The following is a 24668-nucleotide window of genomic DNA, read 5'->3' as shown; positions in this document are numbered from 1 at the left end:
GTGGAGTGGTGCTAATTTGCAATGAAGATTATGATGATGGAACGTAGTTCACTGCAAAACGAGTCTTGTCCAGCGCGGCGGCCATCGCTGCGCCTCATCCAGAGCTGAGAGAACTGCTACATGCATCGCGATTTTCCGGAAGTCAATACGAAGGGCGAAGTACTGATCGTCGAGGATACCCCGGCGTCGCTCAAGCTGTTGAGCGATCTGCTCGGCGGCGCCGGCTATGCCGTGCGCCAGGCGCCGAATGGCGAACTGGCCCTGTGGACGGCGCAGGCGCGTCCGCCCGACCTGATCCTGCTCGATGTGCGCATGCCCGGCCTCGACGGCTTCGAGGTCTGCCGCCGCCTGAAGGCCTCGCCCGAACTGTGCCAGGTGCCGGTGATTTTCCTCTCCGCCCAGCACGACACCGACGACAAGGTGCGCGGCTTTGCGCTGGGCGCGGTCGATTTCATCGCCAAGCCGTTCCAGGCCGAAGAAATACTGGCCCGCACCGACGCCCATGTGCGCCTGCGCCGCGCGCAGCTGCAGCTGGCGCAGGAGCGGATCACGCTGGAGCGGCGCGTCACCGAACGCACGGCCGAACTCGAACAGGTGGCCAGCACGCTGGCGCGCGAAGTGCAGATACGGCGCGCCAACGAAGACCTGCTGCGCTTGTCCGGCCAGGTGTTCGAGGCGACCCAGGACGCCATCCTGATCACCGATCCGCACGGCATCATCGTCACCTCCAACCCGGCGTTTACGCGCATCACCGGCTATACGGCGCAGGATGTGCGCGGCATGGACATCATGCGTCTGCACGCCGGCGAAGTGGGCGAGGCGGCCTGCGCGGCGCTGCGCCAGGGCCTGCGCGGCAGCGGTTGCTGGTCGGGCGAGGTGCAGACGCGGCGCAAGAGCGGCGACACCTATCCCAGCCACCTGAGCGCGACCACCGTGCATGGCCCGGACGGCGCCGTCATCAATTACATCGGCGTGTTCCTCGATATCAGCGAGCGCAAGGCCGAGCAGCACCTGATCGATTTCCTGTCCTGGCACGACGCGCTGACGGGCCTGCCCAACCGCGCGCTGCTGCGCGAGCGCTTCGAGCAGCAGCGCCTGGCCGCCATCCGCGACGGCCAGCAGATGGTGCTGATGTGCCTGGACCTGGACCGCTTCAAGAACATCAACGACTCGCACGGCCAGGCCGTCGGCGACAAGGCGCTGCAGGTGGTGGCGCGCTTCCTGACGGGCTGCGTGCGCGAAGGCGACACGGTGGCGCGCCAGGGCGGCGACGAATTCCAGATCCTGCTGCAGGACGACGCACTGCTGGGCCGCACCATGGCGCTGGCGCAAACCATCCTGGCCGGCCTGCGCGAGGAACTGAGCGTGGGCGGCGACCGCCTGGCGCTGACCACCAGCATCGGCATCGCCATGTGCCCCGCCGACGGCGACACGCTCGACGACCTGCTGCGCCATGCCGACACGGCCCTGGTGCGCGCCAAGGAAATGGGGCGCGACCACTATGCGTTTTTCACCGAGCGCATGGGCAACGATATCCGCGCCCGCCTGGCGATGCAGCAGCAGCTGCGCGGCGCCATCGCGCGCAACGAATTCGAAGTCCATTACCAGCCGCAGATGTGCTTGCGCACCGGCGCCATGCTGGGCGCCGAGGCGCTGCTGCGCTGGGATAATCCGGTGCTGGGCAAGGTGCCGCCCAACCTGTTCATCGCGCTGGCCGAGGAATACGGCCTGATCACGGCGATCGGCGAGTGGGTGCTCGACAGCGTCTGCGCGCAGATCCGTGCCTGGCAGGGGGCGGGCCTGGGCAGCATCAAGGTGGCCGTCAACCTGTCGGGCAAGCAGTTCGCACAGGACCGCACCGTGCCTTTCGTCGAAGCGACCTTGCGCAAATACGGGCTGGAACCAGGCTGCCTGGGCATCGAGATCACCGAAAGCACGGTGATGGGCGACCCGGACAAGGCGGTCGCCGCCTTGAGCTGCCTGAAGGACATCGGCGTGAGCATCTCGCTCGACGACTTCGGCACCGGTTATTCCAGCCTGGGCTACCTGAAGCGTTTTCCGATCGACGTGCTGAAGATCGACAAATCGTTTGTCGACGACGTCACCACCAGCAGCAGCGACGCGGCGATCGCGCTGTCGGTGATCTCGCTGGCGCACAACCTGCACATGCGGGTGATCGCCGAAGGCGTGGAAACGCGCGAGCAGGTCGACTTCCTGACGCAGCACGGCTGCGATGAAATGCAGGGCTACTATTTCAGCCGGCCGCTGGCGGTCGAGGCCTTCACGGCGCTGCTGCGCGAGCAGCGCCCGCTCTGCTCCACCTGAACCTCCCCAATAAGGCCAGGCTCTCCAAGGGAGGGCTAAATGAGTACTGGCACCTCATCGAAGGCGGACGCCGCGTCTTCGATGAAGAGCATCACATCAGTGCAATTTCTTTGCATTACACTACCGCTTTTGCTCGCACCACAAGTCGAATCGCACGCAGGCACCGCAGTGTCACACTACACGGAACACCGTCATTTTCAAGTTGTACAGCGAAGCTTACGGGACTGATGGATGGTTGCCTCACCAAAGCTACGATGGCTTTATGCAACGCCGCAGCATGTATAGGGTTAACCATGACGTCTCTTACATCAGCAAATAACTTTTCTGGAGACGCCCACCAGCTGGAACTCCACATATACCGATATTGATCAAACGTGTCATCGGAATCATTAGCGAGTACTGCCAAACGCTCACTCACCCAGTTATTTCCATGTGATTGAGCCTCGACTTCAGCCTTTCTCTGGCTAGCCTGTAGTGTCAACCATTCCTCGCGTTTCGCAGCTTCCGCCTCAAGCTGTTGGCGTCGTTGCTCCAGTAACTCAACGAACTCAACTGTGTTCGAAGTAAGTAACGCCCTCATTTCTTCGGTTAACTGAGTCGGATAGCTTGCAGATCCGCCGTAGTGCGATTCTGCATTTTGAAGGGCCATACCATACAGGCGCTGAAAACAACTACCACCCAGCACTACAAATTTACCACTATCCAGTACGACATGAATTCGTGCATATACGGCGTGGCCGCAACTCTCTGCCTGACACCGAATTCTTTTTGATTTATCGACTTCAACTACGTCTATCAAGTATGCTTTAGCTGGCTGCTGCTCCATCAGTCTTTCCTTAATGCGTTCATTAAAAGACGAGTGTCAATCGTTTTTGACTGGGGTCACTCATACTCAAGATCATCCTCTTAGTCAATATCAACATAGCCCAGACATGAAAATCGCCAAGGTATAGTATATGAAAAATTATAGTGTCGACGTGTCGCCATAAAAATCTATGCAAATAGGCAGGTTACATCTTATTCAAAAAAATGTAGTATAGCAGTAGGCTTATGTAAACAACACTCTGGCTAATGTGCCTGCGACCCAGTTGGATAGTAGCGCTTGAGCCTCCCGGGAAATGTGTCTGGCACTGGTATTTAACAATAATTGTCGTATAAATGAGGGCAGGGCATCATCATGATTTTTGCTTCAGAAATCGAGGAAATGGAAGAGTTACGTAGTGGCTACGGGTTTGTCGAATCATTTTCAAAACCGTACGATGGCTCATCTTATGCGCGAATTAATATTGTGTTTGATGTCGTGGATGCCGAAGCGTTCAATTCAGGTGTGGCCGAAGACCGATCCCCAATACACCTTTCGATGGTCAGAATTATGACCACGCAAAAGCGTCTGGAAGACTTGTTCGAAATAAGTTCATCGATCAAAGAGGGTGATTGGTTTCATATTCGGCTTGGGATGCATTCAGGAATGCCGCGTGCATGGTTGCTCGAAGCAAGAAATGACTACAGTGAGTCGGTTATTGCTCTTAACTTGACAGGGCTCTCACGTGTCGGCGGCGGGCTTGGCGGAACGGTAAAACCCGACGGCAAGTTGAGAGCCTTGCGTGAGTGGTGCAAAATTGAAGGCCGTCCTGCAGATGGGAAAGCGGCAGTGACAGGTGCCACCAATCTACATGTGCGTATTGTAGATGTCGGTCATGCAAGTTTTTCCGCTATTCATATAGCGCCTAGCCACCGATCAAAAATCATTGGATATTTTGACGTCGGTGGGCCGATATATTTTCATCATCATACGTTTCCTAAAGCATTTAAAGATCAAGGCCTGATACCGCGAAATGGCTTTGTCGCATTATCCCATTGGGATTTTGACCATTATTCGCTAGCGGTCACGAAGATGAAGGGACTGCAGAAGCTTACCTGGTATGCGCCTGAACAACTGGTAGGTCCCAATGCCGCTCGCCTTCAATCTTTGCTTGGGTCTAAGCTAAATTTCGTGCACACCCCAACTTATCAAATTTTGAATGGTCTTCAGATGTGGAAGGGAGGCGGCGCTTCTGATGACAGGAATAATAGTGGCTATGTACTTAATGTGCAGAACGGCGCAGGTGGAACGCTCCTGACTGGCGACACCGATTACGATTTTATTCCGGCTGGAGCGAAGACAAATTTGGTTGCACTTAGCGTCACGCATCACGGGGGCAGTGGCGCTGGAAATCCCCCGGCGCCAATGGCAAATAATGCGGTAGCTGCAGTGTCGTTCGGATTGCCGAACCGCTATCACCATCCGAATTGGAAAGACATAGAAAAGCATGAACTTGCCGGCTGGAGTGTCCAGCCGACATTCTTAACACCTAAGAACCGAGGCGACGTCTGGCTACCCTAACGTGATCAAGATTGGAGGTGCTGTCTTGACGTAAGGGGGGATCTCGTCTTGTAGAAGTACTTTATACGGTGGCAGTCCAATCGATCATGATGGTATTTCTTCGTTAAATTAAAGGTGTAGTTCGCTTGGTAATCGACGCGACGTAATCCGGCCGCCCTAGTATTACCGTGAGGCGGTCCACGTCGTGAACAACCGGGATATCACCATCGCTGGAGAAGCTCTTGGTCATAATACGCATTATGTCGGCCATTAAGCGTTGACAACGCTAATGTGAAAATCCCTCAGATCGCCTTCGATGACGCTGACCTCGACCGGGAAATGCGCCTTGGCCGGCTCGCGCACAAGCGCGCTGATTTCTACGCCTGCTCTGTGTTGGTTGGTCGATCATATGAGTGGCTGGTCTGAGAAGGTGTTTCCGATGGGTACACCAGATGAGCTGGCAACCTGCATCGTGCAGTGATTAACCTGCGGAAACGACGATCACGTTCGCACCAGTAGCACCAGCTTGCGTGTATAAGCGTGCAGCAATGTATCGCAGGCGCACCATCATGGTGCACCTGCTGCACGGCGGTGCGCGATTCTCACTTTCCCCTTCCTGATGCCGGCCCCGGCATTGGCATGCATCGTGCTTTGGTAGTGCTTATTTGCTTGCACAAGCGCCTGCCATGCCCGACTGCACTACCGCCATCTCTTCGACCGTTGCCGAGCCTTCCCATGGGGCGTGGCAGGCGCAGCTGACGCTGGGCTTTGCCCTGCATGGCGATGTCAGCCGCCTGGTCGAGCGCCGCCACAGCGGCCCGCTGCGCGTGCAAAAGCCGCTGTATCCGGAAGGCGGCGCGGTCTGCCACGCCATTATCGTGCACCCGCCGGGCGGGGTGGTCGGTGGCGACCAGCTGGCGGTCGACGCCACGGTGGGCGACGGCGCGCATGCCTTGCTCACGTCTCCGGGCGCGGCCAAGTGGTACCGCGCCAACGGCCATGTCTCGGGCCAGCACATCGTGCTGCGCGCGGGCGCCGGGGCGGCCATCGAATGGCTGCCGCAAGAGAGCATTTTCTTCGACCAGGCCTGCGTGCGCCTGCGCCATGAAGTCGAACTGGCGCAAGACGCCAGTTACCTCGGCCTCGATATCGTCTGCCTGGGCCGCAGCGCCTCGGGCGAATCGTTCAATACGGGCAGCATCAGCCAGCATACGCAGATCCGCCGCGGCGGCAAGCTGCTGTGGTGGGAGCAGGGCGTGCTGGCCGCCGGCGGCCCATTGATGCAAGGCGCGCTCGGCATGGCCGGCCACAGCGTGTGCGCCACCCTGCTGGCGGTCGGCGCGCCGTTGCCGGCACCAGTGCTGGCGGCGCTGCGCGACCTGGCCGTGCCCGAAGGCGCGCAGTTTGGCGCGACGCAAATGAAATCGGTGCTGGTGGTACGTTTGCTGTGCAACGACAGCGAGGCGGCGCGCCGCGTGATGCTGGCCGCGTGGCAGCTGCTGCGCCCGGCCCTGCTGGGGCGCGCGGCGGCGGTGCCCCGCATCTGGAATACCTGAACCTACAAAGGACAACCATGGATCTGACACCACGCGAAAAAGACAAGCTGCTCATTTTTACGGCCTCGCTGCTGGCCGAGCGGCGCCTGGCGCGCGGCCTGAAACTCAATTATCCGGAAGCGGTGGCGCTGATCAGCGCGGCCATCATGGAGGGCGCGCGCGACGGCAAGTCGGTGGCCCAATTGATGTCGGACGGCGCGCAGATCCTCACGCGCGACGACGTCATGGACGGCATCGCCGAAATGATCCCCGACATCCAGGTCGAGGCGACCTTTCCCGATGGCAGCAAGCTCGTTACCGTGCACAACCCGATACCGTAGTTACCCCAGCATTTTTACAGGAGCCGGACATGATCCCAGGCGAATACAGATTGGAAGAAGGCGAAATCAGCATCAACGCGGGCCGTACCACGGCTACCGTGGTGGTGGCCAATCGCGGCGACCGGCCGATACAGGTCGGCTCGCATTTTCATTTTTTTGAAGTCAACCCGGCGCTGTCCTTCGAGCGCTGGCGCGCCTATGGCATGCGCCTGAACATCGCCGCCGGCACCGCCGTGCGCTTCGAGCCGGGCCAGCAGCGCACCGTGGAACTGGTGGCGCTGGCTGGCGAGCGCAAGGTCTTCGGCTTCAATGGCGAAGTCATGGGCGAATTGAAAGATACTCCACCCGGAAAGGAATGAGATGGCCAGTATTCCCCGCAGCGCCTATGCCGAAATGTTCGGCCCGACCAAGGGTGACCGCATCCGCCTGGCCGACACGGAATTGTTCATCGAAGTCGAACACGATTACGCCATCTATGGCGAGGAAGTGAAATTCGGCGGCGGCAAGGTGATCCGCGACGGCATGGGCCAGTCGCAGCGCAATGCGGCCGAGGTGATGGATACCGTCATCACCAACGCCGTCATCGTCGATCACTGGGGCATCGTGAAGGCCGACATCGGCCTGAAAAACGGCCTGATCTTCGGCATCGGCAAGGCCGGCAATCCCGACATCCAGCCGGGCGTGACCCTGGCGATCGGCGGCGCCACCGAGATCATCGCCGGCGAAGGCATGATCGTCACGGCCGGCGGGGTCGACACCCACATCCACTTCATCTGCCCGCAGCAGATCGAGGAAGCGCTGATGAGCGGCGTGACCACCATGCTCGGTGGCGGCACCGGGCCGGCCGTCGGCACGGCCGCCACCACCTGCACGCCGGGGCCGTGGCATTTGCACTCGATGCTTGCGGCGGCCGACGCGTTCCCGATGAACCTGGGCTTCATGGGAAAAGGTAACGTCAGCCTGCCGACCCCACTGGAAGAACAGGTGCGCGCCGGCGCCATCGGCCTGAAACTGCACGAGGACTGGGGCAGCACCCCGGCCGCCATCGACAATTGTCTGTCGGTGGCCGACCGCATGGATATCCAGGTGGCGCTGCACAGCGACACCCTCAACGAAGGCGGCTTTCTGGAACACACCCTGGCGGCCTTCAAGGACCGCACCATCCATACCTTCCACACGGAAGGGGCGGGCGGCGGCCACGCGCCGGACATTATCGCCGCCGTCGGCCAATCCAACGTGCTGCCGTCGTCGACCAATCCGACCCGACCGTTCACTGTCAACACGCTCGACGAGCACCTCGACATGCTGATGGTATGCCATCACCTGGACCCGGCGATTGCCGAAGACGTGGCCTTTGCCGAGTCGCGCATCCGCCGCGAAACGATCGCCGCCGAAGATATCCTGCACGACCTGGGCGCCATTTCGATGATGTCGTCCGACTCGCAGGCCATGGGCCGCGTCGGCGAAGTGATCATGCGCACCTGGCAGACGGCGCACAAGATGAAGGTGCAGCGCGGTTCGCTGTCGCCTGACGGCGCGCGCAACGACAATTTCCGCGTCAAGCGCTATATCGCCAAGTACACCATCAACCCGGCCATCACGCACGGCATCTCGCATGTGGTGGGCTCGCTCGAACCGGGCAAGATCGCCGACATCGTGTTGTGGAAGCCGGCCTTCTTCGGCGTCAAGCCGTCGATGATTTTAAAGGGCGGCATGATCGCGGCGGCGCAGATGGGCGACCCGAATGCCTCGATTCCGACGCCGCAGCCGGTGCATTACCGCATGATGTTCGGCGCCTTTGGCGGCGGCCTGAAAAAGTCGTTCACGTTTGTGTCGCAGGCGGCGTACGACCTCGATATCGGCCATCAGCTGAAACTGAACAAATCGCTGATCGCCGTGAAAAACATGCGCGGCCTGCGCAAACGCGACATGATCCACAACAGCGCCACGCCGCAGATGGAAGTCGACCCGGAAACCTACGCCGTGCGCGCCGACGGCCAGCTGCTGGTGTGCGAAGCGGCCAGCGTGCTGCCGATGGCGCAGCGCTATTTCTTGTTCTAGGACTCATCGGGAATCACCATGCTCACTTTGCATACCAAACTGACGGCGGACGACAGCCACGCCGTGATTGCACAACTGGTGCTGCCGTACGACCAGCGCGAAAAATGCCGGCTGCGCGCCACCTTGTCCACCGGCGAAGAGGCGGCCGTATTCACGGTGCGCGGCACGGTGCTGCGCGACGGCGAACTGATGACGGGACCGGACGGCCGCGTGGTGCAGGTCGTCGCCGCGCGCGAACCGACTTACCTGGTGCGCTGCGCGGACGCGCATACCTTGCTGCGCTGCGCTTTCCACCTGGGCAACCGCCACACCCAGGCGCAGGTGGGCGACGGCTTCCTGCGCATCCGCAAGGACCCGGTGTTGAAGGAAATGCTGGAAGGCCTGCACGCCACCGTGACGGAAGAAAGCGCGCCGTTCGAGCCGGAGGCGGGCGCCTACGGCGGCGGCCATGGCCACCACGAGCACGGCCAGCATCTGCTCGCGCCCGTGCCGCTGCGCCAGAAGATCCACCGTCCCGGCGACGCCGCCTGATGCAGGCGGCATCCCTGCTGCACCTGCTGCAGTTTGCCAGCCCGGCCCTGCCGATCGGCGCCTACAGCTATTCGCAGGGGCTGGAAGCGGCGCTGGAGAACGGTCTGGTGCGCGATGCGGCCAGCGCGCGCCACTGGATCGCCGAGCATCTGGCTGGCGTGGTGGCGCGCTGGGAGGCGCCGTTGTGCTGGCGCCTGATGCAGGCCTTCGAGCAGCAGGATTTCGACAGCGTACGGCTGTGGAGCGAACGCTTTATCGCCTCGCGCGATACGGCGGAATTTCGCGCCGAGACCATCCAGATGGGCTATTCGCTGACCAAGCTGCTGGGCGAACTGGGGGTTGCCGATGGGCCGCTGATCGCGATGCTGCAAGAGCAGCCGGAAGTGGCGCTGCCCACGGCCTATGCCTGCGCGGTGGCGGCGCTCGGCATACCGCGCGAAGAGGCCTTGCTGGCGATGCTGTTTGCCTGGGCCGAAAACCAGGTGCTGGTGTGCGTCAAATCGGTGCCGCTGGGGCAGGTGGCCGGGCAGCGTTTGTTGCTGTCGCTGCGCCCCGAACTGGAAGCGGCGGCCGCCACCGCGCAGACTTTGCAAGACGACGAGATGGGCAACTGGACGCCGGGCCTGTCGCTGCTGTCGATGCGGCACGAAGTGCAGTACAGCCGGCTGTACCGCTCCTGAACACTACAACGAGAGACTCGATATGACTTCAATTACCTCCAATCCGCTGCGCGTCGGCATCGGCGGGCCGGTCGGTTCCGGCAAGACGGCCCTGTGCGAAATGCTGTGCAAGGGCATGCGCGAACGCTACGACATGGCCGTCATCACGAATGATATCTATACCAAGGAGGACATGGAGATCCTGCTGCGCGCCGGCGCCTTGCCGGCCGAGCGGCTGATGGGCGTGGAGACGGGCGGCTGCCCGCACACGGCGATCCGCGAGGACGCCTCGATCAACCTGGAGGCGATCGCCCGCATGCAGGCCGATTTCCCCAACCTCGACCTGATCCTGGTCGAGTCGGGCGGCGACAACCTGGCGGCCACCTTCAGCCCCGAACTGTCGGACCTGACGATCTATGTGATCGACGTGGCCGGCGGCGAAAAGATTCCGCGCAAGGGCGGCCCGGGCATCACGCGTTCGGACTTGCTCATCATTAACAAGACCGACCTGGCGCCGCACGTCGGCGCGGACCTGGACGTGATGGCGCGCGACGCCAAACAGCAGCGCGGCAGCCGGCCGTTTGTATTTACCAACCTGCGCAGCGGCGACGGCGTGCAGGCCGTGATCGATTTTATACGCGAGCAGGGTTTGCTCGATCAACAAGGCAAGGAGATGCAATGACTGTCCGTTCCCTGAAACACACTGCCGTGCTGGCCACGTTTTCCCTGCTGGCGCTGCCGGCCATGGCCCATCCCGGCCATGCCGAAACAGCCGGTTTCCTGGCCGGCCTCGCCCATCCGTTTACGGGCGTCGACCATCTGCTGGCCATGCTGGGCGTGGGCATCTGGGGCGGCCAGCAGCGGCGCGGTCTGACGCAGCCGGCCACTTTCCTGGGCATGATGCTGCTCGGCGCCCTGGCCGGCATGGCGGGGCTAGGTACTTCCGGCCTGGAAATGGGCATTGCGGCCACCGTCGCGCTGACGGGCATGGCCATTGCCCTGGCGCTGTCGCTGCCGAACTGGCTGGGCATGAGCCTGGTGGGGATATTCGCTGTCGCGCACGGCAATGCGCATGGCCATGAATTGCCGGCTGCCTCGGCCGCCTTTGGCTTCATGCTGGCGTCCGCCATCCTGCTGATGGCAGGCCGGTTTGCCGGCCAGGTGATGGCCGAGCGGGTCTTGCGGGTCGCCGGCGCGGCCATCACGGCGGCCGGCCTGGTCATGATGGGAATGAACTAGAGGTTTACAACGCCTGGCAAAACCGTAGCGAGCGGAAGGTAGTTGTGGCTGAGAAGCGCAGCTGTACGAATGTACAGTGAGCATCGCAGGCCGCAAGGACCGACGCGCAGTAGGTTTTGATAGGCGTTCTTAACCGGGGCGTTTTTCTGAAAGGACGATCGGTGCCGCATTTTCAGGATGCAAGCCCTGGTGCCCCGCATACACGGCGGCAATCGCGGCCATGTCGGCTTCCTTGTCGCCCGTCAGATATAGATGGTCGACCACGCCCAGCACCTTGCTGGGGTAATCGATATACACCAGTACCAGCGGCACCTTGGCCGCCAGCGCCAGGTGATAAAAGCCGCTGCGCCAGTTCGGGCGGTAGCTGCGCGTCGCTTCCGGCGTGATTGCCAGCCAGTACCAGTCGGCCGCCAGCATGCGCTCTGCCTGCCGTTCGATGGTGCCGCTGGTGGTGCTGCGGTCGACCGGCTCGCCGCCCAGATAGCGCATGAATTTGCCGACCGGGCCACGGAACAGCGAGTCTTTCGCCAGCCAGCGGAAGGGCAGGTCCAGCGCCCATTTGCCGAACAGGCCAATCGGGAAATCCCAGTTCGAGGTATGCGGGTAGACCACCACAATGCCGCGCGGGCCGGGCAGGGGACGAAAGCGCAGGCGCCAGCCGAACAGGCGCAGCACGCGCAAGGCGCTGCGGCGGCGCCAGGTGGGCAAATCGCCCGGCTGTACATAGTGGTCTTCCATTGCTGTCCTTGTCTGGTGTTTGTCTGTGTGATGGCCTGGAGACTACGCGCGGACAGTTTCTACACAGCAAAAAAACCGCGCAGGCATTCTATCCGCACCAGCCGGCCCCGACAAGCAAAGCGGCCCCGGCATTTGACCCGGCATGGCGCCGCTGCCATCGCTTGCCCCACGGCTGTTGTTTTTTTGTGCTTTCCTGCATGCGCCGCCGCACCAAATGCGCTGGCCGCTGTCTTACCAAATTGACAGGTAAAACGGAGGCCGAATGTTGACAAAACAGTTGTTGTGCATTGATCTGGGAGGCAATGGTTTTTTGCGCGAAGCGGGGGGGCGCGAGTTGGGTGCGGCCTGGCATGGCTGGCAGGTGCATCCCGTCAAGACCCTGGCGGCCGCCGCGCGCGCCTTGCGCAGCCAGGCATTTACCGTCGGCGTGCTGATGTCCTCGCTCGACGGCCTGGACGAGATCGACAGTTTTCTGCAGCAGCACTGGGCCACGCACTGGATAGGCGTGTTTCCACCACGCATATTGCAAACGCCGGCCTGCCGCCGCCTGGTGCGCGACCATTGCTACGACTATCACACCTTGCCGGTCGATACGGTGCGCCTGCAGCATACCCTGGGCCATGCCCACGGCTGGGCCTCGCTGCTCGACTTGGGAGAGCCGGGGGCGCCCGGGGCGTTGGTGTCCGAGATGGGCCTGAAGGGGCATGGCCTGGCGGTCGAGCGCCTGCGGCGCCAGATCCGCAAGGTGGCCGGCGCCAGCGCGCCCGTGCTGATCTGGGGCGAGTCCGGCAGCGGCAAGGAACTGACGGCGCAGGCGATCCATGCGCATTCGCCGCGCGCGGCCGGTCCCTTCGTGCCGATCAATTGCGGGGCGATTCCCGCCGGCCTGGCGCAATCGGAACTGTTCGGCCATGAGCGCGGCGCGTTTACCGGTGCCGCGCGCGACAAGCGCGGGCTGATCGAGTCGGCCGCCGGCGGCACGGTGTTTCTCGACGAGATAGGCGACTTGCCACTGGCGCTGCAGACCAATCTGCTGCGCTTCCTGCAAGAAAAAACCATCCACCGCGTGGGCGCCGCGCACAGCATCGCGGTCGACGCGCGCGTGATCGCCGCCTCGCATGTGAATCTGTTGCATGCTGTGCAGCAAGGAAATTTTCGCGAGGACCTGTATTACCGCCTCAATGTGCTGGCGCTGGACGTGCCGCCGCTGCGCGAGCGCAGGGAAGACCTGATACTGCTGGCAAATCACTTTTTTTCCACCTACCTGACGGAACGTTCGCCGCTGGTCAAGGGTTTCAGCAGCGCCGCCGCGCAAGCCATGCTGGAACATGACTGGCCCGGCAACGTGCGCGAACTGATCAACCGCGTGCGGCGCGCCATGGTGATGGCCGAGGGCCGGTTGATCGTGCCGCAGGACCTGGGCCTGGCCGCCATCGGCGGCGCCGGCGGCGGCAACGCGGCGCTGGGCGGCATGCGGCAGCGCGCCGACCGCGACGCCGTGCAGGCCAGCCTGGCCAGGTCCGGCCGCAATATCAGCCAGGCCGCGCGCGAGCTGGGCGTGTCGCGCATGACCTTGTACCGGCTGATCAAGAAACTCAATATCAAGTGCTGAGGTGTGGCGATGGTGTTGCCACGCGTGGCGTCCTGCGCGCGGCGGCGCTGTCACATCCGGGCGCCAACGTCACATTCCTGAGCCGACCGTAGGCCAGGCCATCATGTTTGCAAATGTTTGAATTAAAAAGAGATTTTGTTTGTTGGCGCCGGTAGCCGCCGATGAGAGGTGTCACGGCGGTGTGACAACTGCCTTCGCCGTGCTGGCTTGCCGGGGCGGACTGGCGGTGATGTGCCGCGTTGATGGCGCAAAAAATCATTGTAAATCAAGGGCTTGTCATTAAACCATTATCTTGGCACCAAGCTTGCATTAGCCCCTGAGCCTGACCGCAAGTCCGGTGCCGGCATTCTGATCAACTTTTAGACAGGGAACTGCAATGAAAAAAACTCTCCTCGCGGCAGCGATAGCGCTGGCCTTCGGCTTCAGCGCCCATGCGCAAGAAAAGGGCACGACCGTTGCCAACGATGTCTTTGGCGACAACACGCAGACGGCCAGCACCAACTCGACCCAGTCGGGCCTGGGGCCATCGGCGCAAGACAACTCGTCGGCCACGCAAGACAATTCGGCCCAGAACAACAGCACCGGCGAGGCGGCGGCCAACGCCATGGGTTCGTCGGCGGCCAATAACGGCGCGACCAGCAGCGCCAGCTTCACGAACGCTTTCAATACCTCGACCGCCACCGCTTCCAGCACGCTCGATGGTTCCGTGTCGGGCAACACCGTCACCTCGATCGGTAACTATGCCACCAATTACGGTTCGGTCAATGGCGGTACCGGCAATGGCGGCACCGGTGGCGCAGGGCAGGGCGGCACGGCTTACGGCATCGGCGGCACGGGCGGTGCGGCCAGCGGCGCCGCCGGGGCCGCTGGCGCCATTGGCGGCACGGCCACCAATGGCAGCGCCAGCGTGGGCGACGCCGCAGGCGGTGCCAGCACGGGTGGCGCCGGTGGCGCCGGCGGCTATGCGCAAGATGCGAACAGTGGCCCGGCTGGCGCCGGTGGCGCTGGTGGTGCCGGTGGCGCTGGCGCGGCCGGTGGCACGGTCGGTGGCGGCGCCGGTGGCCTGGGCGGCTCGGTGGGCGATGCCAATGGCGGTCGCGGCGGCGACAGCGGCTATGCCTCCGGCGGCAATGGCGGCAACAGCGGTGCTGGCTATGGCTCCAGCGGCGGTAACGGCGGCGCCAGTTCCGGCGCCGCGGGCGGTGGCGGCGGCACCGGTGGCGCGGGTGGTGGCGCCAGCAACGGCGACGTCAATGGCGGCAATGCCAATGCGGGCGGTGGCGGCGGTACCTCGTCCGGCGGCGCCGGTTCGAACGGCGGCACTGCCACGGCCGGCGCGGGCGGTACAGGCACGGCCGGCGCGGGTGGCACGGATACCGCCGGCGCCGGCGCGGCTGGCGGCGCGGGCACTTCGGGCGCGGCCGGCGCCGGTGCCGCACTGACCAGCTCGGGCGGCGCGGGTGCGGCCGCGACCGGTGGCACGGCCGGTGGGGGTGGTGCGGGCGCGGCCGGCACCAGTACCGGCGGTAATGGCGCGGCCGGCGAAGCCGGTGGTGCGGGCGGCGCCACGGGGTCGGCGGCAAACACGGCCGGCGCGGGTGCGGCTGGCGGTACGGCGACGGGCGGCGCCGCCACCAATGGCGCGGCCACCAATGGCAGCGCCACGGCGGGTGATGGCGGCGCCGGCGGTGCTGGCGGCAGCAACACGGCCGGTGCGGGCGGCGATGGCGGTACCAACACGGCGGGCACCGGCACCGGTGGCGCCGGCGAAGGGGGTACCGGTGGCGCTGGCGGCACGGCCAATGTCGATGCAGGCACCTTCGACATGTCCAACACCATGAGCGGCACCGCGCAGTCGGCGGCCGGGCTGCTGGTCATCAGCCAGAACAGCGGCATTTCCTCGCTGATCCAGCAAAGCGTGACGGTACAGGCCAATCTGGCCGTGGGGCAATAAGCCACCAGCAAGCTCCGTCGTGGCCTGGCCGCGGCGGAGTCCTGCGCATAACAATATCAGGGGAACAGCATGCGACTTTTCTTGAATTCGATGGTGTGCGCCGGCCTGGCCAGCCTGTCGGCCGGCGCACTGGCGGCGCCCGGCCTCACGGCCATGGCGGAGTTCGCCGAGCCTGATGCGGTTGCCGCCGCCGCGCCGGCCGCGTCGCTGGCGCTGCTGCCGACGCTGGCGGTGGAACTGGGCGACGCCAGCGGCCTGGGCGCAGGCACGGACGAGGCGGCGCTGGAGCAGGCGCGCGGCGGCGCCGCTGACGTCAGCAACGAGGCCCGTCTGAATGGCTATGTCACGGGCAATTCGGCCACCTATGTCAATACGGGTGCCAACAGCATCGATGGCGGCGCGTTCGCCAATGCATCCGGCATACCGATCGTGATCCAGAACTCGGGGGCCAATGTGCTGATACAGAACGCCACCATCATCAACTTGCAGATGCGCTAGCCATGGCCATTTGCTCATTTCGCCGGCGTTGCGCAAGGTGGCTGGCCGTCGCCGGCGCGCTCGCCTGCGCCACGGCGGCCGGCGCCGACATCGCGGCGCTGGGCGGGGCGCGCTTCGACGTGCCCGTGGCCAGCATCCGCGAAGCCCGCTTCCAGCGCACCTTGCACCAGCAATATGATTTCAGTTGCGGCTCGGCCGCGGTGGCGACCTTGCTGACCCACCATTACGATGACCGCGTCACGGAACGTTTTGTTTTCGAGCAAATGTATCGGCAAGGCGATCAACAAAAGATCCGCCGTGAAGGCTTCTCCTTGCTCGACATCAAACGCTTTCTTGCGGCGCGCGGCTTCCTGGCCGATGGATTTCAACTACCGTTGGACAAGCTGGCTGAAGCACGTTTTCCCGCCATCGTGCTGGTCGCCGACAAAGGTTACCGGCATTTCGTGGTGGTGAAAGGCCTCACCCCCAGCCGGGTCCTGATCGGCGATCCGGCCGGCGGCACGCGCGCCATGCCGCGCGCCAGTTTCGAGGCGATATGGCAAGGCCGGCTGTTGTTTGTCATCCATGGCAGGGTCGCCCGTCCCGGCCAGGTGCTGGCGGCCGGGGCGGCCTTGCGACCAGCCCGTTTCAACGATGCCGACGACTGGCGCGTGGCACCGGCGGCGCCGCTTGAACAGGCGATCAGCCGTGGCGGCCTCGATGTACTCACCATGCCCAAGCATGAAGCGGGAAATTTCTAGCGGCGCGGCCCTGGTTGCCGGCGTTGCAAAGGAGGATGTATGCAGAAGCGCTATCGGAAGGCCGGCATGGCATTGGCGTGTTGCCTGGCCATCAGCCCGGCCATGGCATCGGACTTGCCCGATGACGGTTGGCAAGCGGTCGACGACGCGACGCTGGAGCAGGCGCGCGGCGGCTTTGACATGCCTGGCGGCCTGAACCTGTCGCTGGGCATCGAACGCCTGGTCAGCATCAATGGCGAGGTGGTGGCCAGTACCTCGTTCACGATCGCCGACGTGGCGCGTTTGAGCGCGGCGGAGGCCAGCCAGGCGCGCGCGGCCCTGACGGCAATGAACGTGGTGCAAAACGGCACCGGCAATCTGTTTGCAGCGGGGGCGCTGGAGCAGGCCATGGCCGGCACCGTGATCCAGAACAGCTTGAACGACCAGGTCTTGCGCAGCCAGACCATCGTCAATACCAGCGTCAACAGTCTTGAACTGTTGAAGATCGCCAATTTTCACGACACCTTGCAAAACGCCCTCGACACCGTGGCGGGGACGCGCTAGGCCAGCCACCCACGCCGGGCATGCCGTCCGGCCTACCTTCAGGAGAAACGATGCGGTATCTTCATTTATTGCGTTTGGGCGCGGCCGGTGCGTCGGCCTTGCTGCTGAGCGCCGCGGCACACGGTCAGGACGCCACGGCCCCGGTCCCGGCCCAGGTTCCGGCCGCCAGCCAGGAGGCGCTGGCGGCACGCCTGGAAGACATGAAAGCGCAACTGGCCGAGCAGCGCCGCTTGCTCGACATGCTGCGCGGCACGCTGCAGGCACAGCAGCGCCGCATCGACAGCCTGCAAGGCGGTACGCCGGTCGCCAGCGAACTGCTGGGGGCGCAGCGTGGCCTGGGTGTGCAGGAAGTATGGGGGCAGGAGGGGCTGCCCGGTAGTCCCGCGCCAGTGACCGCGCCAGCGCCGGCGACGGCGCCGGTTTCACCGCCCTCGACACCGGCGCCGGTGGCCGTGGGCCGTCCACCGGGACGCGACAGCCGGCCGCCGGAAGTGGCGCCGATCTTCGAACAGCCCGGCGTGCTCACGCCCAGGGGTAAATTCGTGCTGGAGCCATCCGCGCAGTTCGGTTATTCCTCCAGCAACCGTGTCGCGCTGGTGGGCTACACCATTATTCCCGCGCTGCTGATTGGGCTGATCGATGTGCGTGAAGTCAAGCGCAATACCTTTACGGCGGCGCTGACCGGCCGCACCGGCATCACCAACCGCTTTGAAATCGAGGCGCGCATCCCGTATGTGTACCGTTCCGACTCCACCGTCAGCCGCGAATTGTTCACGGGCACGGCCGTCGAGCGCGTGTTCGATACCAGCGGCAAGAAGCTGGGCGACGTGGAACTGGCGGCGCGCTACCAGCTGAACGATGGCGGCGCCGACAAATCGTATTACGTGGCGGGCCTGCGCTTCAAGTCGCGCACGGGGCGCGATCCGTTCAGCGTCGTCACCGATTGCGTGCGCCGCTGCGTGGGCGAGAACGCCACGGGCACCGGTTTGCCGCTGGACCTGCCCACCGGCTCGGGTTTTTACTCTTTGCAGCCGAGCCTGACCTGGCTGTTTCCATCCGATCCGGCGGTCTTTTTTGGCAGCATCAGTTATTTGCACAGCTTCAAGCGGCACGATGTCAGCCGGCTGCTGCGCGACGGCCTGCGCGAACCGCTGGGCACTGTCGAACCGGGCAAGATTTTTGGCGTGAACTTCGGCATCGGCCTGGCGCTCAATGAAAAAGGCTCATTGAGCCTGGGCTATGACCACAGCACCATCGGCCGCACGCGCCAGAACGGCACGGTCGTGCCCGGCGCCGTGCGCACGCAGCTCGGCACTTTGCTGATGGGCTATTCGTACCGGCTCGCCAAGGACCGGACCTTGAATATTTCAGTCGGCGCCGGCCTGACGCGCGATACGCCGGACGTATCGCTGTCGGTCCGCTTGCCGATGACATTTTGAGCATGGAGGGCATGATGCACAGCACATCAAGCAAGGATGAGATCGGCGACGGTAACAGCCGCAACGATACCGCGACGGCGCAACTGGTGGAGCAGGGCGTGGAATTTCACAAGGTGCTGGGCAGGACGGTGGCCACCGCCTACCTGAAAGAGCACCATGTGCCGACGGAAGTCATATACCGCATCCTCAGCAGTTCGGCGGCGCGGCGGCAATCGCCGCCGTCGCGCACGCCGTCACGCTGTTGACGTCCGTCGCGATACAGCTCAGGCCAGCGCCGGATAGTCGGTATAGCCGGCGGCGGCCGGCGCGTAGAGGGTGGCGGCATCCAGCGCGTTCAGCGGTGCATCGCTGCGCAGGCGCACCGGCAGGTCCGGGTTGGCGATGAACCACAGGCCGAAGGCCACCGCATCGGCCTCGCCCTTGTCCAGCAGCGCCTGGGCGGCGGCCTTGTCCATTTTTTCATTGGCGATATACACGCCGCCGAACTGTTCCTTCAGGTACGGACCCAGGCGGTCGTCGCCCAGCGCTTCGCGCGCGCAGATAAAGGCGATGCCGCGCTTGCCCAGTTCGCGCGCCACGTAGCCGAAGGTCTCGCGTGGCGTGGAGTCACCCACGTCGTGCGAATCGCGGCGCGGCGCCAGGTGCATGCCGACCTTGTCGGCGCCCCATACGTCGATGCAGGCGTCGGTCACTTCCAGCATCAGGCGCGCGCGGTTCTCGATCGAGCCGCCATAGTTGTCGCTGCGGTGGTTGGTGCTGTCTTGCAGGAACTGGTCCAGCAGATAACCATTTGCGCCGTGCACTTCCACGCCGTCAAAGCCGGCCTTTTTTGCATTTTCCGCGCCCTTGCGGTAGGCGGCCACGATGCCGGGGAGTTCTTCGGTATCGAGCGCGCGCGGCGTCACGTATTCCTGTATCGGGCGCACCAGGCTGACATGGCCGGCCGGCTTGATGGCGCTCGGCGCCACGGGCAGGTCGCCGTCCAGGAACAGCGGCGACGAGATGCGGCCCACATGCCACAGTTGCAGCACGATCTTGCCGCCGGCCGCATGCACGGCGTCGGTGATCAGTTTCCAGCCTTCCACCTGTTCATCGGACCAGATGCCCGGCGTATCGGCATAACCCACGCCCTGCGGCGTGACGGCCGTCGCTTCCGAAATGATCAGGCCGGCCGAGGCGCGCTGCACATAATATTCGGCCATCAGCGCGTTGGGCACGCGGCCCGGATTATTGGCGCGCGAACGCGTCAGCGGCGCCATGATGATGCGGTTCTTCAATTGCAGGCTGCCGATGGTAATCGGGTCGAAAAGGGTGGTCATGGTGTTGTCCTTGTGGGTTGCCAGAGTGAGAATGTTGTCGCTGCTGTGGATCACAAACCTTGCTGCAGTTGTTCGAGAAACGCCTGGATGGCCGCTTCGTCACGCTTGAAAAAACTCCATTGCCCGACCTTTTTGGTCGATACCAGTCCCGCCTTCTGCAAGGTGGCCAGGTGGGCCGACACCGTCGATTGCGACAGTCCCAGCCGGCGGTCGATCAGGCCGGCGCAGACGCCCATGTCGAGCGGCAGTTCCTGTTCGGCAAAATGCTGCTCCGGATCTTTCAGCCATTGCAGGATCTGCCGCCGCACGGGATTGGCCAGCGCCTTGTGGATGGCGTCGATGTCCATGTTGTATCGGGCCTTTCGGATTTCAATATCGTCATATTACGATATAAATGGAAAGCCTGCTGGCCGCGCGCGGCCAAAGCAAGGATCAGGCGAAATGATGCAGCAGCAGGGCGATCACGGCCGGCACGGTTTGCAGGTACAAGATGCTTTTCTTGACGGTGGCCGCGCCCCAGATGCCGGCCACGGCGATGCAGGCCAGGCCGTAGATGGTGAAGGCATGCGCTATTGTCGCGTCGGGATGCAGGAAGCCCACGGCCAGCGCGGCCACCAGGAAGCCGTTGTAGCAGCCCTGGTTGGACATGGCGGGGCGCACGATCTCGGCTTTTTCCTTGCTGAGCGCAAACGCCTTGCGCCCGAGGCTATCAAACAGCACGGTTTCAAGCAGCACGATATACACGTGCAGCAGCAGGATCAGGGCAGTAACGATCTGGGCCAAAAGTAACATGGTGACTCCGGAGACAAGATAAAAAATTGATTATCGGGCAAGCCGGTGAAAAGCGGGATTTTTTTGCCTGGAGCAAACATTCTAGCGAATGGTATACTGCCGCTTTGCTCCTGTGGGGACGACCCCGCTCGATGATGGGGCTGCATGGCGGGGACGACCCCGCCGCCTCGGGAGAAATGGATGGCTTGGATTATCTTGGTATTGGCTGGCTTGCTGGAAGTGGCATGGGCCATCGGCCTGAAATACAGCGCCGGCTTTACCCGCTGGTTGCCGTCCGCCCTGACCCTGGCAGCCATGCTGGGCAGCATCGTGATGCTGGGCCTGGCCTTGCGCACTTTGCCGCTGGGTACGGCTTACGCGATCTGGACCGGTATCGGCACGGTTGGCACGGCCATCTTCGGCATGATGGTGCTGGGCGAGCCGGCCGGCGCCGCGCGCATCGCCTGCATCGCGCTGATCGTCTGCGGCATCCTCGGCCTGAAACTGCTCAGCCCGCAATAAGCGCCACGATATTTACTCTTCAGGGATCCCATGAGCCTGGCCACGACGTATTTCTATCTTGCGATCGCCATCGTTGCCGAAGTGATCGCCACCAGCGCCCTGAAAGCCTCAGACGGCTTCAGCCGCCTGTGGCCCAGCGTGATCACCGTGATCGGTTATGGCATCGCCTTCTGGTGTCTGTCGCTGACCTTGAAGGTGATACCGACCGGCATCGTGTATGCGATCTGGTCGGGCGTGGGCATCGTGCTGATCTCCGCCGTCGGCTGGTTCTGGTTCAAGCAAAGCCTCGATACGCCGGCGCTGATCGGCCTGGGGCTGATCATTGCCGGCGTGCTAGTGATTAACTTGTTCTCGAAATCAGTAGGGCACTGATCAGAACGACGGGCTGACTCTGGCCAGGTAGTACCACTCGGCATTCGCCGCCGCATTGACGTCCGGGAACAGGATATAGGCGTCGAATTCGGCCGTCACCGGCGTGCCGTCCACGCGCAAGCCGATCTGTTCACCTTGCTTGACGGTGTCAAAGCTGGACCAGGTCTTGATAAAGCGGTCGCCGGCGTCCAGCTTGTCGTGCACCACCACCATGTTCAGCGCTTCCATGTCGGCGTCAAGAATCGGTGCCGGCTGTGGCGCATCGATACAACCCAGGAATGCCAGCGTATTCATGATGGCGCGGTAAGCGACATCGGGCGCGGCCGGGTCGGCATGCTGGCCGCATTCCAGGGTCAGCGCATAGCCGCCCGTCGAGCGCATGTATTCTGTCGTGCCCACGCCATAGCGCAAGACCAGGCCGACCTGGTCGCTGCCGGCCAGGCGGCGCTGCACGCCGGCGCCATAGGTTTGCAGCCAGCCGTCGACAAAGCGGCGCACGCCCAGGCGGCGCGCCAGCGCCCGTTCCTTGTCTTCGTGTTGAAACGGTTGCAGCGGACCGTCGTTATTGCGCGGGCCGACCATCACGAAGGGCTGGCTGTCGGCGTTGAACGAGTGCAGGTCCAGCAGCACGTCGTGCTGGCCCAGCAGCGGGCACAGCCAATTGGCGATGCGGTCTTCGAAATCCTGGGGATGGTCGTTGGGGAACAGGTTGCGGTTCAGATTGCGGTCGCCGCTGCGCACGCCTTTGGCGTAGGCCAGCGGGTTGGTGATCGGCACGAAGGTCACGCTGCCGGCCACGATGGCCAGCGCTCCGCTGTCGATTTCCGCCATCACGCGCTGTATGCCCTTGGTGCCGCAGGTTTCATTGCCGTGCACGGCGCCGGTGACGATCAGGCGCGGGCCGCTGCCCTGGCCCGTATAGTTGATGGATTTGAAGTGAAGTGCGCTGCTCATGGTCATCCTGTGGTGAAAAAACGGGTCGCCATATTTTAGCGGTAATCGCGGCAGTCGCCGTTGAAAAATGTGGGCAGGCGGCGCTTCCACGTGGCATGATCGGCGCCATTGCCTGCTTTCACCGCCGTTGCCCATGACCAGTTCCTCCCTGACTCCCCGCCTGTACGGCCTCGACACCCTGCGCGCGCTGGCCATCGTGCTGGTGTTTACCAATCATTACGAATTGTTTGTCGCGCCTGGGGTGTTCGGTTTCTGGGGCCAGATAGGCTGGACCGGCGTCGACCTGTTTTTTGCCCTCAGCGGCTATCTGATCGGCAACCAGATCTTTGCGGCGCTGCGGAGCAAGCAGGGCTTTTCGCTGCCGCATTTCTATGCGCGCCGTTTCCTGCGCACCTTGCCCAATTTTTACTTTGTGCTGGCGCTGTATTATCTGTGGCCAGCGTTTCGGGGCGACTACGCGCTGCTTCCAGTCTGGAAGTTTTTGACCTTTACACAGAATATCAACCTGACGCCGGGCACGGCCTTTTCGCATGCCTGGTCGCTATGCGTGGAGGAGCAGTTCTATGTGCTGCTGCCGGCCGTGGCGCTGGCGATCGCCGCCTGCCGCAAATCCCTGTTGTGGGCCTGGATCGCGGTGGCCGCCAGCTTCGCGGCCGGCATGCTGGTGCGTGCTTATCTATGGGATGAATATGTGCAAGTGCCGCGCGGCGGCATGGGCTACTACAAATATATCTATTACGCATCCTGGTGCCGCTTCGACGAACTGGTGGCGGGCGTGGCGCTGGCGCTATTGAAGAACCATCATCCGGCCGCCTGGTCGCGCATCACCGCATACGGCAACCGCACCCTGCTGGCCGGCCTGGCGGGCGCGGCGCTGATGCTGACGCTGTTCTTCCATCATCACTTCGATTACTGGGTCACGGTGCTGGGCTATCCGGCGCTGGCCATCAGCTTCAGCTTGCTGCTGGTGGCAGCAATGAGTCCGGGTAGTGCGCTATATCAATGGCGCGTGCCGGGTGCGGCCAGCCTGGCCCTGTGGTCGTATGCGATTTATCTGCTGCACAAGCAGCTGTGCATCTTGCTCAGTCCCGTCTTGCAGGGCCAGGGTTACGCGCCGGACGGCTTGCCGGCGGTGCTGATCATGATCGCCGTCAGCATCGTCACCGGCTGGCTGCTGTATGTACTGGTGGAGACACCGTTCATGCGCTTGCGTACACGCTACTTTCCCACCAATCACCGTTAGGCCGGCATGTCGATCACATCGATGCCGCGCGGCGTGCCGATCAGCAACTCCAGTATCGCGTGCACCCTCGGATTGGTCGCTTCGTGTTCGGTGTCGCGGATCAGCGCGCGCAGGCCCGGCACCGCTTCCACGATATGCGGGCTGTCATAGGCGTGGATCAGCAGCAGCACCAGGTCGGTGGCGCCAGCGCCGGGCTGGCGGCGCAGGCGGTCGTGGATCATGTTGAGCAGGGCGCGCTGCATGCGTGGCGTGGGATTGGTGATATAGGCAAACACACTGGGGGTGTTGCCGATGGCCGCGCACAAGCGCCGTTCGATCTCGTCCGGTTTGACGTCGGAGGCGATATCGAAATACGCCGCATCCCAGTGCGTGCGCGCATACGGGTGGCCGGGCGGAAACGAATCAGCCGTTTCAAAACCGCAGATGCGGCTCAGGGTTTTGAGCCATGTTAATAAGGTCGATGATAAGGAGGAGTTCATGTGGCGATTTTACCGGCATTAGTGTTTCATCGGCATGGCGCAGGCCAAAACGGCTGACGCCCGGGAAATGTTAAAGTTTCCTGTAAAACAGCCCTTGTCATTCCGGGAAAGCCTCTCTATAATGCTGGTCTTCGGGGCGGTTAGTTCAGCTGGTTAGAATACTTGGTCGACATCCAAGGGGTCGGGGATTCGAATTCCTCACCGCCCACCAGAATTCAGTTGCAAGCAGTTTCAGGCAGGTGATCACGCAGTTGGTGATCGATAAAAAAGTTTTACGGGCGGTTAGTTCAGCTGGTTAGAATACTTGGTCGACATCCAAGGGGTCGGGGATTCGAATTCCTCACCGCCCACCAGAATGCAGTAATCAAGAAAGGGTCACCGGTTATGACACCGCGAACTACTACCAAGCTTTGGGAGTGACGCTAGTCGAA

Annotated in this window: 27 protein-coding genes and 2 tRNA genes; 22 read left to right on the top strand and 7 right to left on the bottom strand. The window is 62.9% G+C overall.

What is annotated here, in order from left to right; genetic code table 11:
- Positions 1–120: 120 nt before the first annotated feature.
- A complete protein-coding gene (locus Q8L25_RS24175) occupies positions 121–2325 on the top strand; it encodes an EAL domain-containing protein (RefSeq protein WP_308921827.1) in 2205 nt (734 codons plus the stop codon).
- 115 nt (positions 2326–2440) lie between these two features.
- Here Q8L25_RS24175 and Q8L25_RS24170 read toward each other — a convergent pair whose 3' ends face one another.
- Entirely contained in the window at positions 2441–3151 is a 711-nt protein-coding gene (locus Q8L25_RS24170; RefSeq protein ID WP_308921826.1) for a hypothetical protein, read from the bottom strand.
- Positions 3152–3502: 351 nt separating this feature from the next.
- Here Q8L25_RS24170 and Q8L25_RS24165 point away from each other — a divergent pair, with 351 nt between their 5' ends.
- The 9 genes from Q8L25_RS24165 (at position 3503) to Q8L25_RS24125 (ending at position 11053) form a co-directional block, all read left to right on the top strand.
- Positions 3503–4708, top strand: coding sequence for a hypothetical protein (locus Q8L25_RS24165; RefSeq protein WP_308921825.1), 1206 nt, complete (start codon positions 3503–3505; stop codon positions 4706–4708).
- A 665-nt stretch (positions 4709–5373) separates the two neighbouring features.
- Positions 5374–6243, top strand: coding sequence for an urease accessory protein UreD (locus Q8L25_RS24160; protein WP_308921824.1), 870 nt, complete (start codon positions 5374–5376; stop codon positions 6241–6243).
- A gap of 17 nt (positions 6244–6260) precedes the next feature.
- Positions 6261–6563, top strand: coding sequence for an urease subunit gamma (locus Q8L25_RS24155; protein WP_308921823.1), 303 nt, complete (start codon positions 6261–6263; stop codon positions 6561–6563).
- 29 nt (positions 6564–6592) lie between these two features.
- Positions 6593–6922: an urease subunit beta gene (locus tag Q8L25_RS24150; RefSeq protein WP_308921822.1), complete on the top strand. Its 330-nt coding sequence runs from the start codon at positions 6593–6595 to the stop codon at positions 6920–6922.
- A 1-nt stretch (position 6923) separates the two neighbouring features.
- Positions 6924–8624, top strand: a complete 1701-nt coding sequence (gene ureC, locus Q8L25_RS24145; protein ID WP_308921821.1) for an urease subunit alpha — start codon at positions 6924–6926, stop codon at positions 8622–8624.
- 18 nt (positions 8625–8642) lie between these two features.
- Positions 8643–9155: an urease accessory protein UreE gene (ureE, locus tag Q8L25_RS24140; RefSeq protein WP_308921820.1), complete on the top strand. Its 513-nt coding sequence runs from the start codon at positions 8643–8645 to the stop codon at positions 9153–9155.
- Positions 9155–9835, top strand: coding sequence for an urease accessory protein UreF (locus Q8L25_RS24135; protein ID WP_308921819.1), 681 nt, complete (start codon positions 9155–9157; stop codon positions 9833–9835). The genes ureE and Q8L25_RS24135 overlap by 1 nt, the downstream gene beginning before the upstream one ends.
- A gap of 22 nt (positions 9836–9857) precedes the next feature.
- Positions 9858–10496, top strand: a complete 639-nt coding sequence (gene ureG, locus Q8L25_RS24130; RefSeq protein WP_308921818.1) for an urease accessory protein UreG — start codon at positions 9858–9860, stop codon at positions 10494–10496.
- Positions 10493–11053, top strand: coding sequence for a HupE/UreJ family protein (locus Q8L25_RS24125; RefSeq protein ID WP_308921817.1), 561 nt, complete (start codon positions 10493–10495; stop codon positions 11051–11053). Before ureG ends, Q8L25_RS24125 begins: the two co-directional genes overlap by 4 nt.
- Positions 11054–11182: 129 nt before the next feature.
- Here Q8L25_RS24125 and Q8L25_RS24120 read toward each other — a convergent pair whose 3' ends face one another.
- On the bottom strand, positions 11183–11791 hold the full coding sequence (locus Q8L25_RS24120) for a 1-acyl-sn-glycerol-3-phosphate acyltransferase (protein ID WP_308921816.1): 609 nt from the start codon (positions 11789–11791) through the stop codon (positions 11183–11185).
- A 262-nt stretch (positions 11792–12053) separates the two neighbouring features.
- Between Q8L25_RS24120 and Q8L25_RS24115 the strand changes: the two genes are divergently transcribed.
- The 7 genes from Q8L25_RS24115 to Q8L25_RS24085 all read left to right on the top strand — a co-directional run bounded on the left by Q8L25_RS24115 (position 12054) and on the right by Q8L25_RS24085 (position 18822).
- Positions 12054–13403, top strand: coding sequence for a sigma-54 dependent transcriptional regulator (locus Q8L25_RS24115; RefSeq protein WP_308921815.1), 1350 nt, complete (start codon positions 12054–12056; stop codon positions 13401–13403).
- 376 nt (positions 13404–13779) lie between these two features.
- Complete coding sequence (locus Q8L25_RS24110; protein WP_308921814.1) at positions 13780–15357, top strand: hypothetical protein; 1578 nt, start codon at positions 13780–13782, stop codon at positions 15355–15357.
- A 69-nt stretch (positions 15358–15426) separates the two neighbouring features.
- Complete coding sequence (locus Q8L25_RS24105) at positions 15427–15855, top strand: hypothetical protein (RefSeq protein ID WP_308921813.1); 429 nt, start codon at positions 15427–15429, stop codon at positions 15853–15855.
- 2 nt (positions 15856–15857) lie between these two features.
- Positions 15858–16595, top strand: coding sequence for a C39 family peptidase (locus tag Q8L25_RS24100; protein WP_308921812.1), 738 nt, complete (start codon positions 15858–15860; stop codon positions 16593–16595).
- Positions 16596–16634: 39 nt separating this feature from the next.
- Positions 16635–17138: a hypothetical protein gene (locus Q8L25_RS24095; RefSeq protein ID WP_308921811.1), complete on the top strand. Its 504-nt coding sequence runs from the start codon at positions 16635–16637 to the stop codon at positions 17136–17138.
- 50 nt (positions 17139–17188) lie between these two features.
- Complete coding sequence (locus tag Q8L25_RS24090; protein ID WP_308921810.1) at positions 17189–18577, top strand: acetate kinase; 1389 nt, start codon at positions 17189–17191, stop codon at positions 18575–18577.
- A gap of 11 nt (positions 18578–18588) precedes the next feature.
- Entirely contained in the window at positions 18589–18822 is a 234-nt protein-coding gene (locus Q8L25_RS24085) for a hypothetical protein (RefSeq protein ID WP_308921809.1), read from the top strand.
- An 18-nt stretch (positions 18823–18840) separates the two neighbouring features.
- Here Q8L25_RS24085 and Q8L25_RS24080 read toward each other — a convergent pair whose 3' ends face one another.
- The 3 genes from Q8L25_RS24080 to Q8L25_RS24070 form a co-directional block, all read right to left on the bottom strand.
- Entirely contained in the window at positions 18841–19896 is a 1056-nt protein-coding gene (locus Q8L25_RS24080; RefSeq protein ID WP_308921808.1) for an alkene reductase, read from the bottom strand.
- A 50-nt stretch (positions 19897–19946) separates the two neighbouring features.
- Positions 19947–20243: a helix-turn-helix transcriptional regulator gene (locus tag Q8L25_RS24075; protein WP_308921807.1), complete on the bottom strand. Its 297-nt coding sequence runs from the start codon at positions 20241–20243 to the stop codon at positions 19947–19949.
- A gap of 85 nt (positions 20244–20328) precedes the next feature.
- Entirely contained in the window at positions 20329–20688 is a 360-nt protein-coding gene (locus Q8L25_RS24070; RefSeq protein WP_308921806.1) for a DUF1304 domain-containing protein, read from the bottom strand.
- 180 nt (positions 20689–20868) lie between these two features.
- Between Q8L25_RS24070 and sugE the strand changes: the two genes are divergently transcribed.
- On the top strand, positions 20869–21189 hold the full coding sequence (sugE, locus tag Q8L25_RS24065; RefSeq protein ID WP_308921805.1) for a quaternary ammonium compound efflux SMR transporter SugE: 321 nt from the start codon (positions 20869–20871) through the stop codon (positions 21187–21189).
- A 30-nt stretch (positions 21190–21219) separates the two neighbouring features.
- Positions 21220–21561, top strand: coding sequence for an SMR family transporter (locus Q8L25_RS24060; RefSeq protein WP_308921804.1), 342 nt, complete (start codon positions 21220–21222; stop codon positions 21559–21561).
- Here Q8L25_RS24060 and Q8L25_RS24055 read toward each other — a convergent pair whose 3' ends face one another.
- On the bottom strand, positions 21562–22521 hold the full coding sequence (locus tag Q8L25_RS24055) for a succinylglutamate desuccinylase/aspartoacylase family protein (RefSeq protein ID WP_308921803.1): 960 nt from the start codon (positions 22519–22521) through the stop codon (positions 21562–21564).
- A gap of 127 nt (positions 22522–22648) precedes the next feature.
- On the opposite strand from Q8L25_RS24055, the gene Q8L25_RS24050 reads away from it, so the two are divergent.
- Complete coding sequence (locus Q8L25_RS24050; RefSeq protein WP_308921802.1) at positions 22649–23758, top strand: acyltransferase; 1110 nt, start codon at positions 22649–22651, stop codon at positions 23756–23758.
- Here the strand turns inward: Q8L25_RS24050 and Q8L25_RS24045 are convergent.
- A complete protein-coding gene (locus Q8L25_RS24045) occupies positions 23755–24237 on the bottom strand; it encodes a hypothetical protein (protein ID WP_308921801.1) in 483 nt (160 codons plus the stop codon). The two genes, Q8L25_RS24050 and Q8L25_RS24045, sit on opposite strands and share 4 nt — an antisense overlap.
- Positions 24238–24371: 134 nt before the next feature.
- On the opposite strand from Q8L25_RS24045, the gene Q8L25_RS24040 reads away from it, so the two are divergent.
- Together Q8L25_RS24040 and Q8L25_RS24035 are read left to right on the top strand one after the other, a co-directional pair.
- Positions 24372–24448 (top strand) — tRNA-Val (locus Q8L25_RS24040).
- A gap of 65 nt (positions 24449–24513) precedes the next feature.
- Positions 24514–24590, top strand: a tRNA-Val gene (locus tag Q8L25_RS24035).
- Positions 24591–24668 lie beyond the last annotated feature (78 nt).

Origin of the sequence: Janthinobacterium sp. J1-1 (assembly GCF_030944405.1) — a bacterium.
GTDB lineage: Bacteria > Pseudomonadota > Gammaproteobacteria > Burkholderiales > Burkholderiaceae_D > Janthinobacterium.
The sequence above is the reverse complement of the archived record's forward strand: the minus strand, read 5'-3'. Positions and strand labels throughout refer to the sequence as shown.

Bases quoted from the DNA above. Each gene is read 5' to 3' on its own strand.
- ureC (WP_308921821.1), top strand. From the start codon at position 6,924: ATGGCCAGTATTCCCCGCAGCGCCTATGCCGAAATGTTCGGCCCGACC.
- Q8L25_RS24050 (WP_308921802.1), top strand. From the start codon at position 22,649: ATGACCAGTTCCTCCCTGACTCCCCGCCTGTACGGCCTCGACACCCTG.
- Q8L25_RS24155 (WP_308921823.1), top strand. From the start codon at position 6,261: ATGGATCTGACACCACGCGAAAAAGACAAGCTGCTCATTTTTACGGCC.
- Q8L25_RS24080 (WP_308921808.1), bottom strand. From the start codon at position 19,896: ATGACCACCCTTTTCGACCCGATTACCATCGGCAGCCTGCAATTGAAG.
- Q8L25_RS24095 (WP_308921811.1), top strand. From the start codon at position 16,635: ATGCAGAAGCGCTATCGGAAGGCCGGCATGGCATTGGCGTGTTGCCTG.
- Q8L25_RS24055 (WP_308921803.1), bottom strand. From the start codon at position 22,521: ATGACCATGAGCAGCGCACTTCACTTCAAATCCATCAACTATACGGGC.
- Q8L25_RS24165 (WP_308921825.1), top strand. From the start codon at position 3,503: ATGATTTTTGCTTCAGAAATCGAGGAAATGGAAGAGTTACGTAGTGGC.
- Q8L25_RS24100 (WP_308921812.1), top strand. From the start codon at position 15,858: ATGGCCATTTGCTCATTTCGCCGGCGTTGCGCAAGGTGGCTGGCCGTC.
- Q8L25_RS24125 (WP_308921817.1), top strand. From the start codon at position 10,493: ATGACTGTCCGTTCCCTGAAACACACTGCCGTGCTGGCCACGTTTTCC.
- Q8L25_RS24070 (WP_308921806.1), bottom strand. From the start codon at position 20,688: ATGTTACTTTTGGCCCAGATCGTTACTGCCCTGATCCTGCTGCTGCAC.
- ureE (WP_308921820.1), top strand. From the start codon at position 8,643: ATGCTCACTTTGCATACCAAACTGACGGCGGACGACAGCCACGCCGTG.
- Q8L25_RS24120 (WP_308921816.1), bottom strand. From the start codon at position 11,791: ATGGAAGACCACTATGTACAGCCGGGCGATTTGCCCACCTGGCGCCGC.
- Q8L25_RS24150 (WP_308921822.1), top strand. From the start codon at position 6,593: ATGATCCCAGGCGAATACAGATTGGAAGAAGGCGAAATCAGCATCAAC.
- Q8L25_RS24105 (WP_308921813.1), top strand. From the start codon at position 15,427: ATGCGACTTTTCTTGAATTCGATGGTGTGCGCCGGCCTGGCCAGCCTG.
- Q8L25_RS24175 (WP_308921827.1), top strand. From the start codon at position 121: ATGCATCGCGATTTTCCGGAAGTCAATACGAAGGGCGAAGTACTGATC.
- Q8L25_RS24060 (WP_308921804.1), top strand. From the start codon at position 21,220: ATGAGCCTGGCCACGACGTATTTCTATCTTGCGATCGCCATCGTTGCC.
- Q8L25_RS24090 (WP_308921810.1), top strand. From the start codon at position 17,189: ATGCGGTATCTTCATTTATTGCGTTTGGGCGCGGCCGGTGCGTCGGCC.
- Q8L25_RS24085 (WP_308921809.1), top strand. From the start codon at position 18,589: ATGATGCACAGCACATCAAGCAAGGATGAGATCGGCGACGGTAACAGC.
- Q8L25_RS24160 (WP_308921824.1), top strand. From the start codon at position 5,374: ATGCCCGACTGCACTACCGCCATCTCTTCGACCGTTGCCGAGCCTTCC.
- Q8L25_RS24135 (WP_308921819.1), top strand. From the start codon at position 9,155: ATGCAGGCGGCATCCCTGCTGCACCTGCTGCAGTTTGCCAGCCCGGCC.
- Q8L25_RS24170 (WP_308921826.1), bottom strand. From the start codon at position 3,151: ATGGAGCAGCAGCCAGCTAAAGCATACTTGATAGACGTAGTTGAAGTC.
- Q8L25_RS24075 (WP_308921807.1), bottom strand. From the start codon at position 20,243: ATGGACATCGACGCCATCCACAAGGCGCTGGCCAATCCCGTGCGGCGG.
- sugE (WP_308921805.1), top strand. From the start codon at position 20,869: ATGGCTTGGATTATCTTGGTATTGGCTGGCTTGCTGGAAGTGGCATGG.
- Q8L25_RS24110 (WP_308921814.1), top strand. From the start codon at position 13,780: ATGAAAAAAACTCTCCTCGCGGCAGCGATAGCGCTGGCCTTCGGCTTC.
- Q8L25_RS24115 (WP_308921815.1), top strand. From the start codon at position 12,054: ATGTTGACAAAACAGTTGTTGTGCATTGATCTGGGAGGCAATGGTTTT.
- ureG (WP_308921818.1), top strand. From the start codon at position 9,858: ATGACTTCAATTACCTCCAATCCGCTGCGCGTCGGCATCGGCGGGCCG.
- Q8L25_RS24045 (WP_308921801.1), bottom strand. From the start codon at position 24,237: ATGAACTCCTCCTTATCATCGACCTTATTAACATGGCTCAAAACCCTG.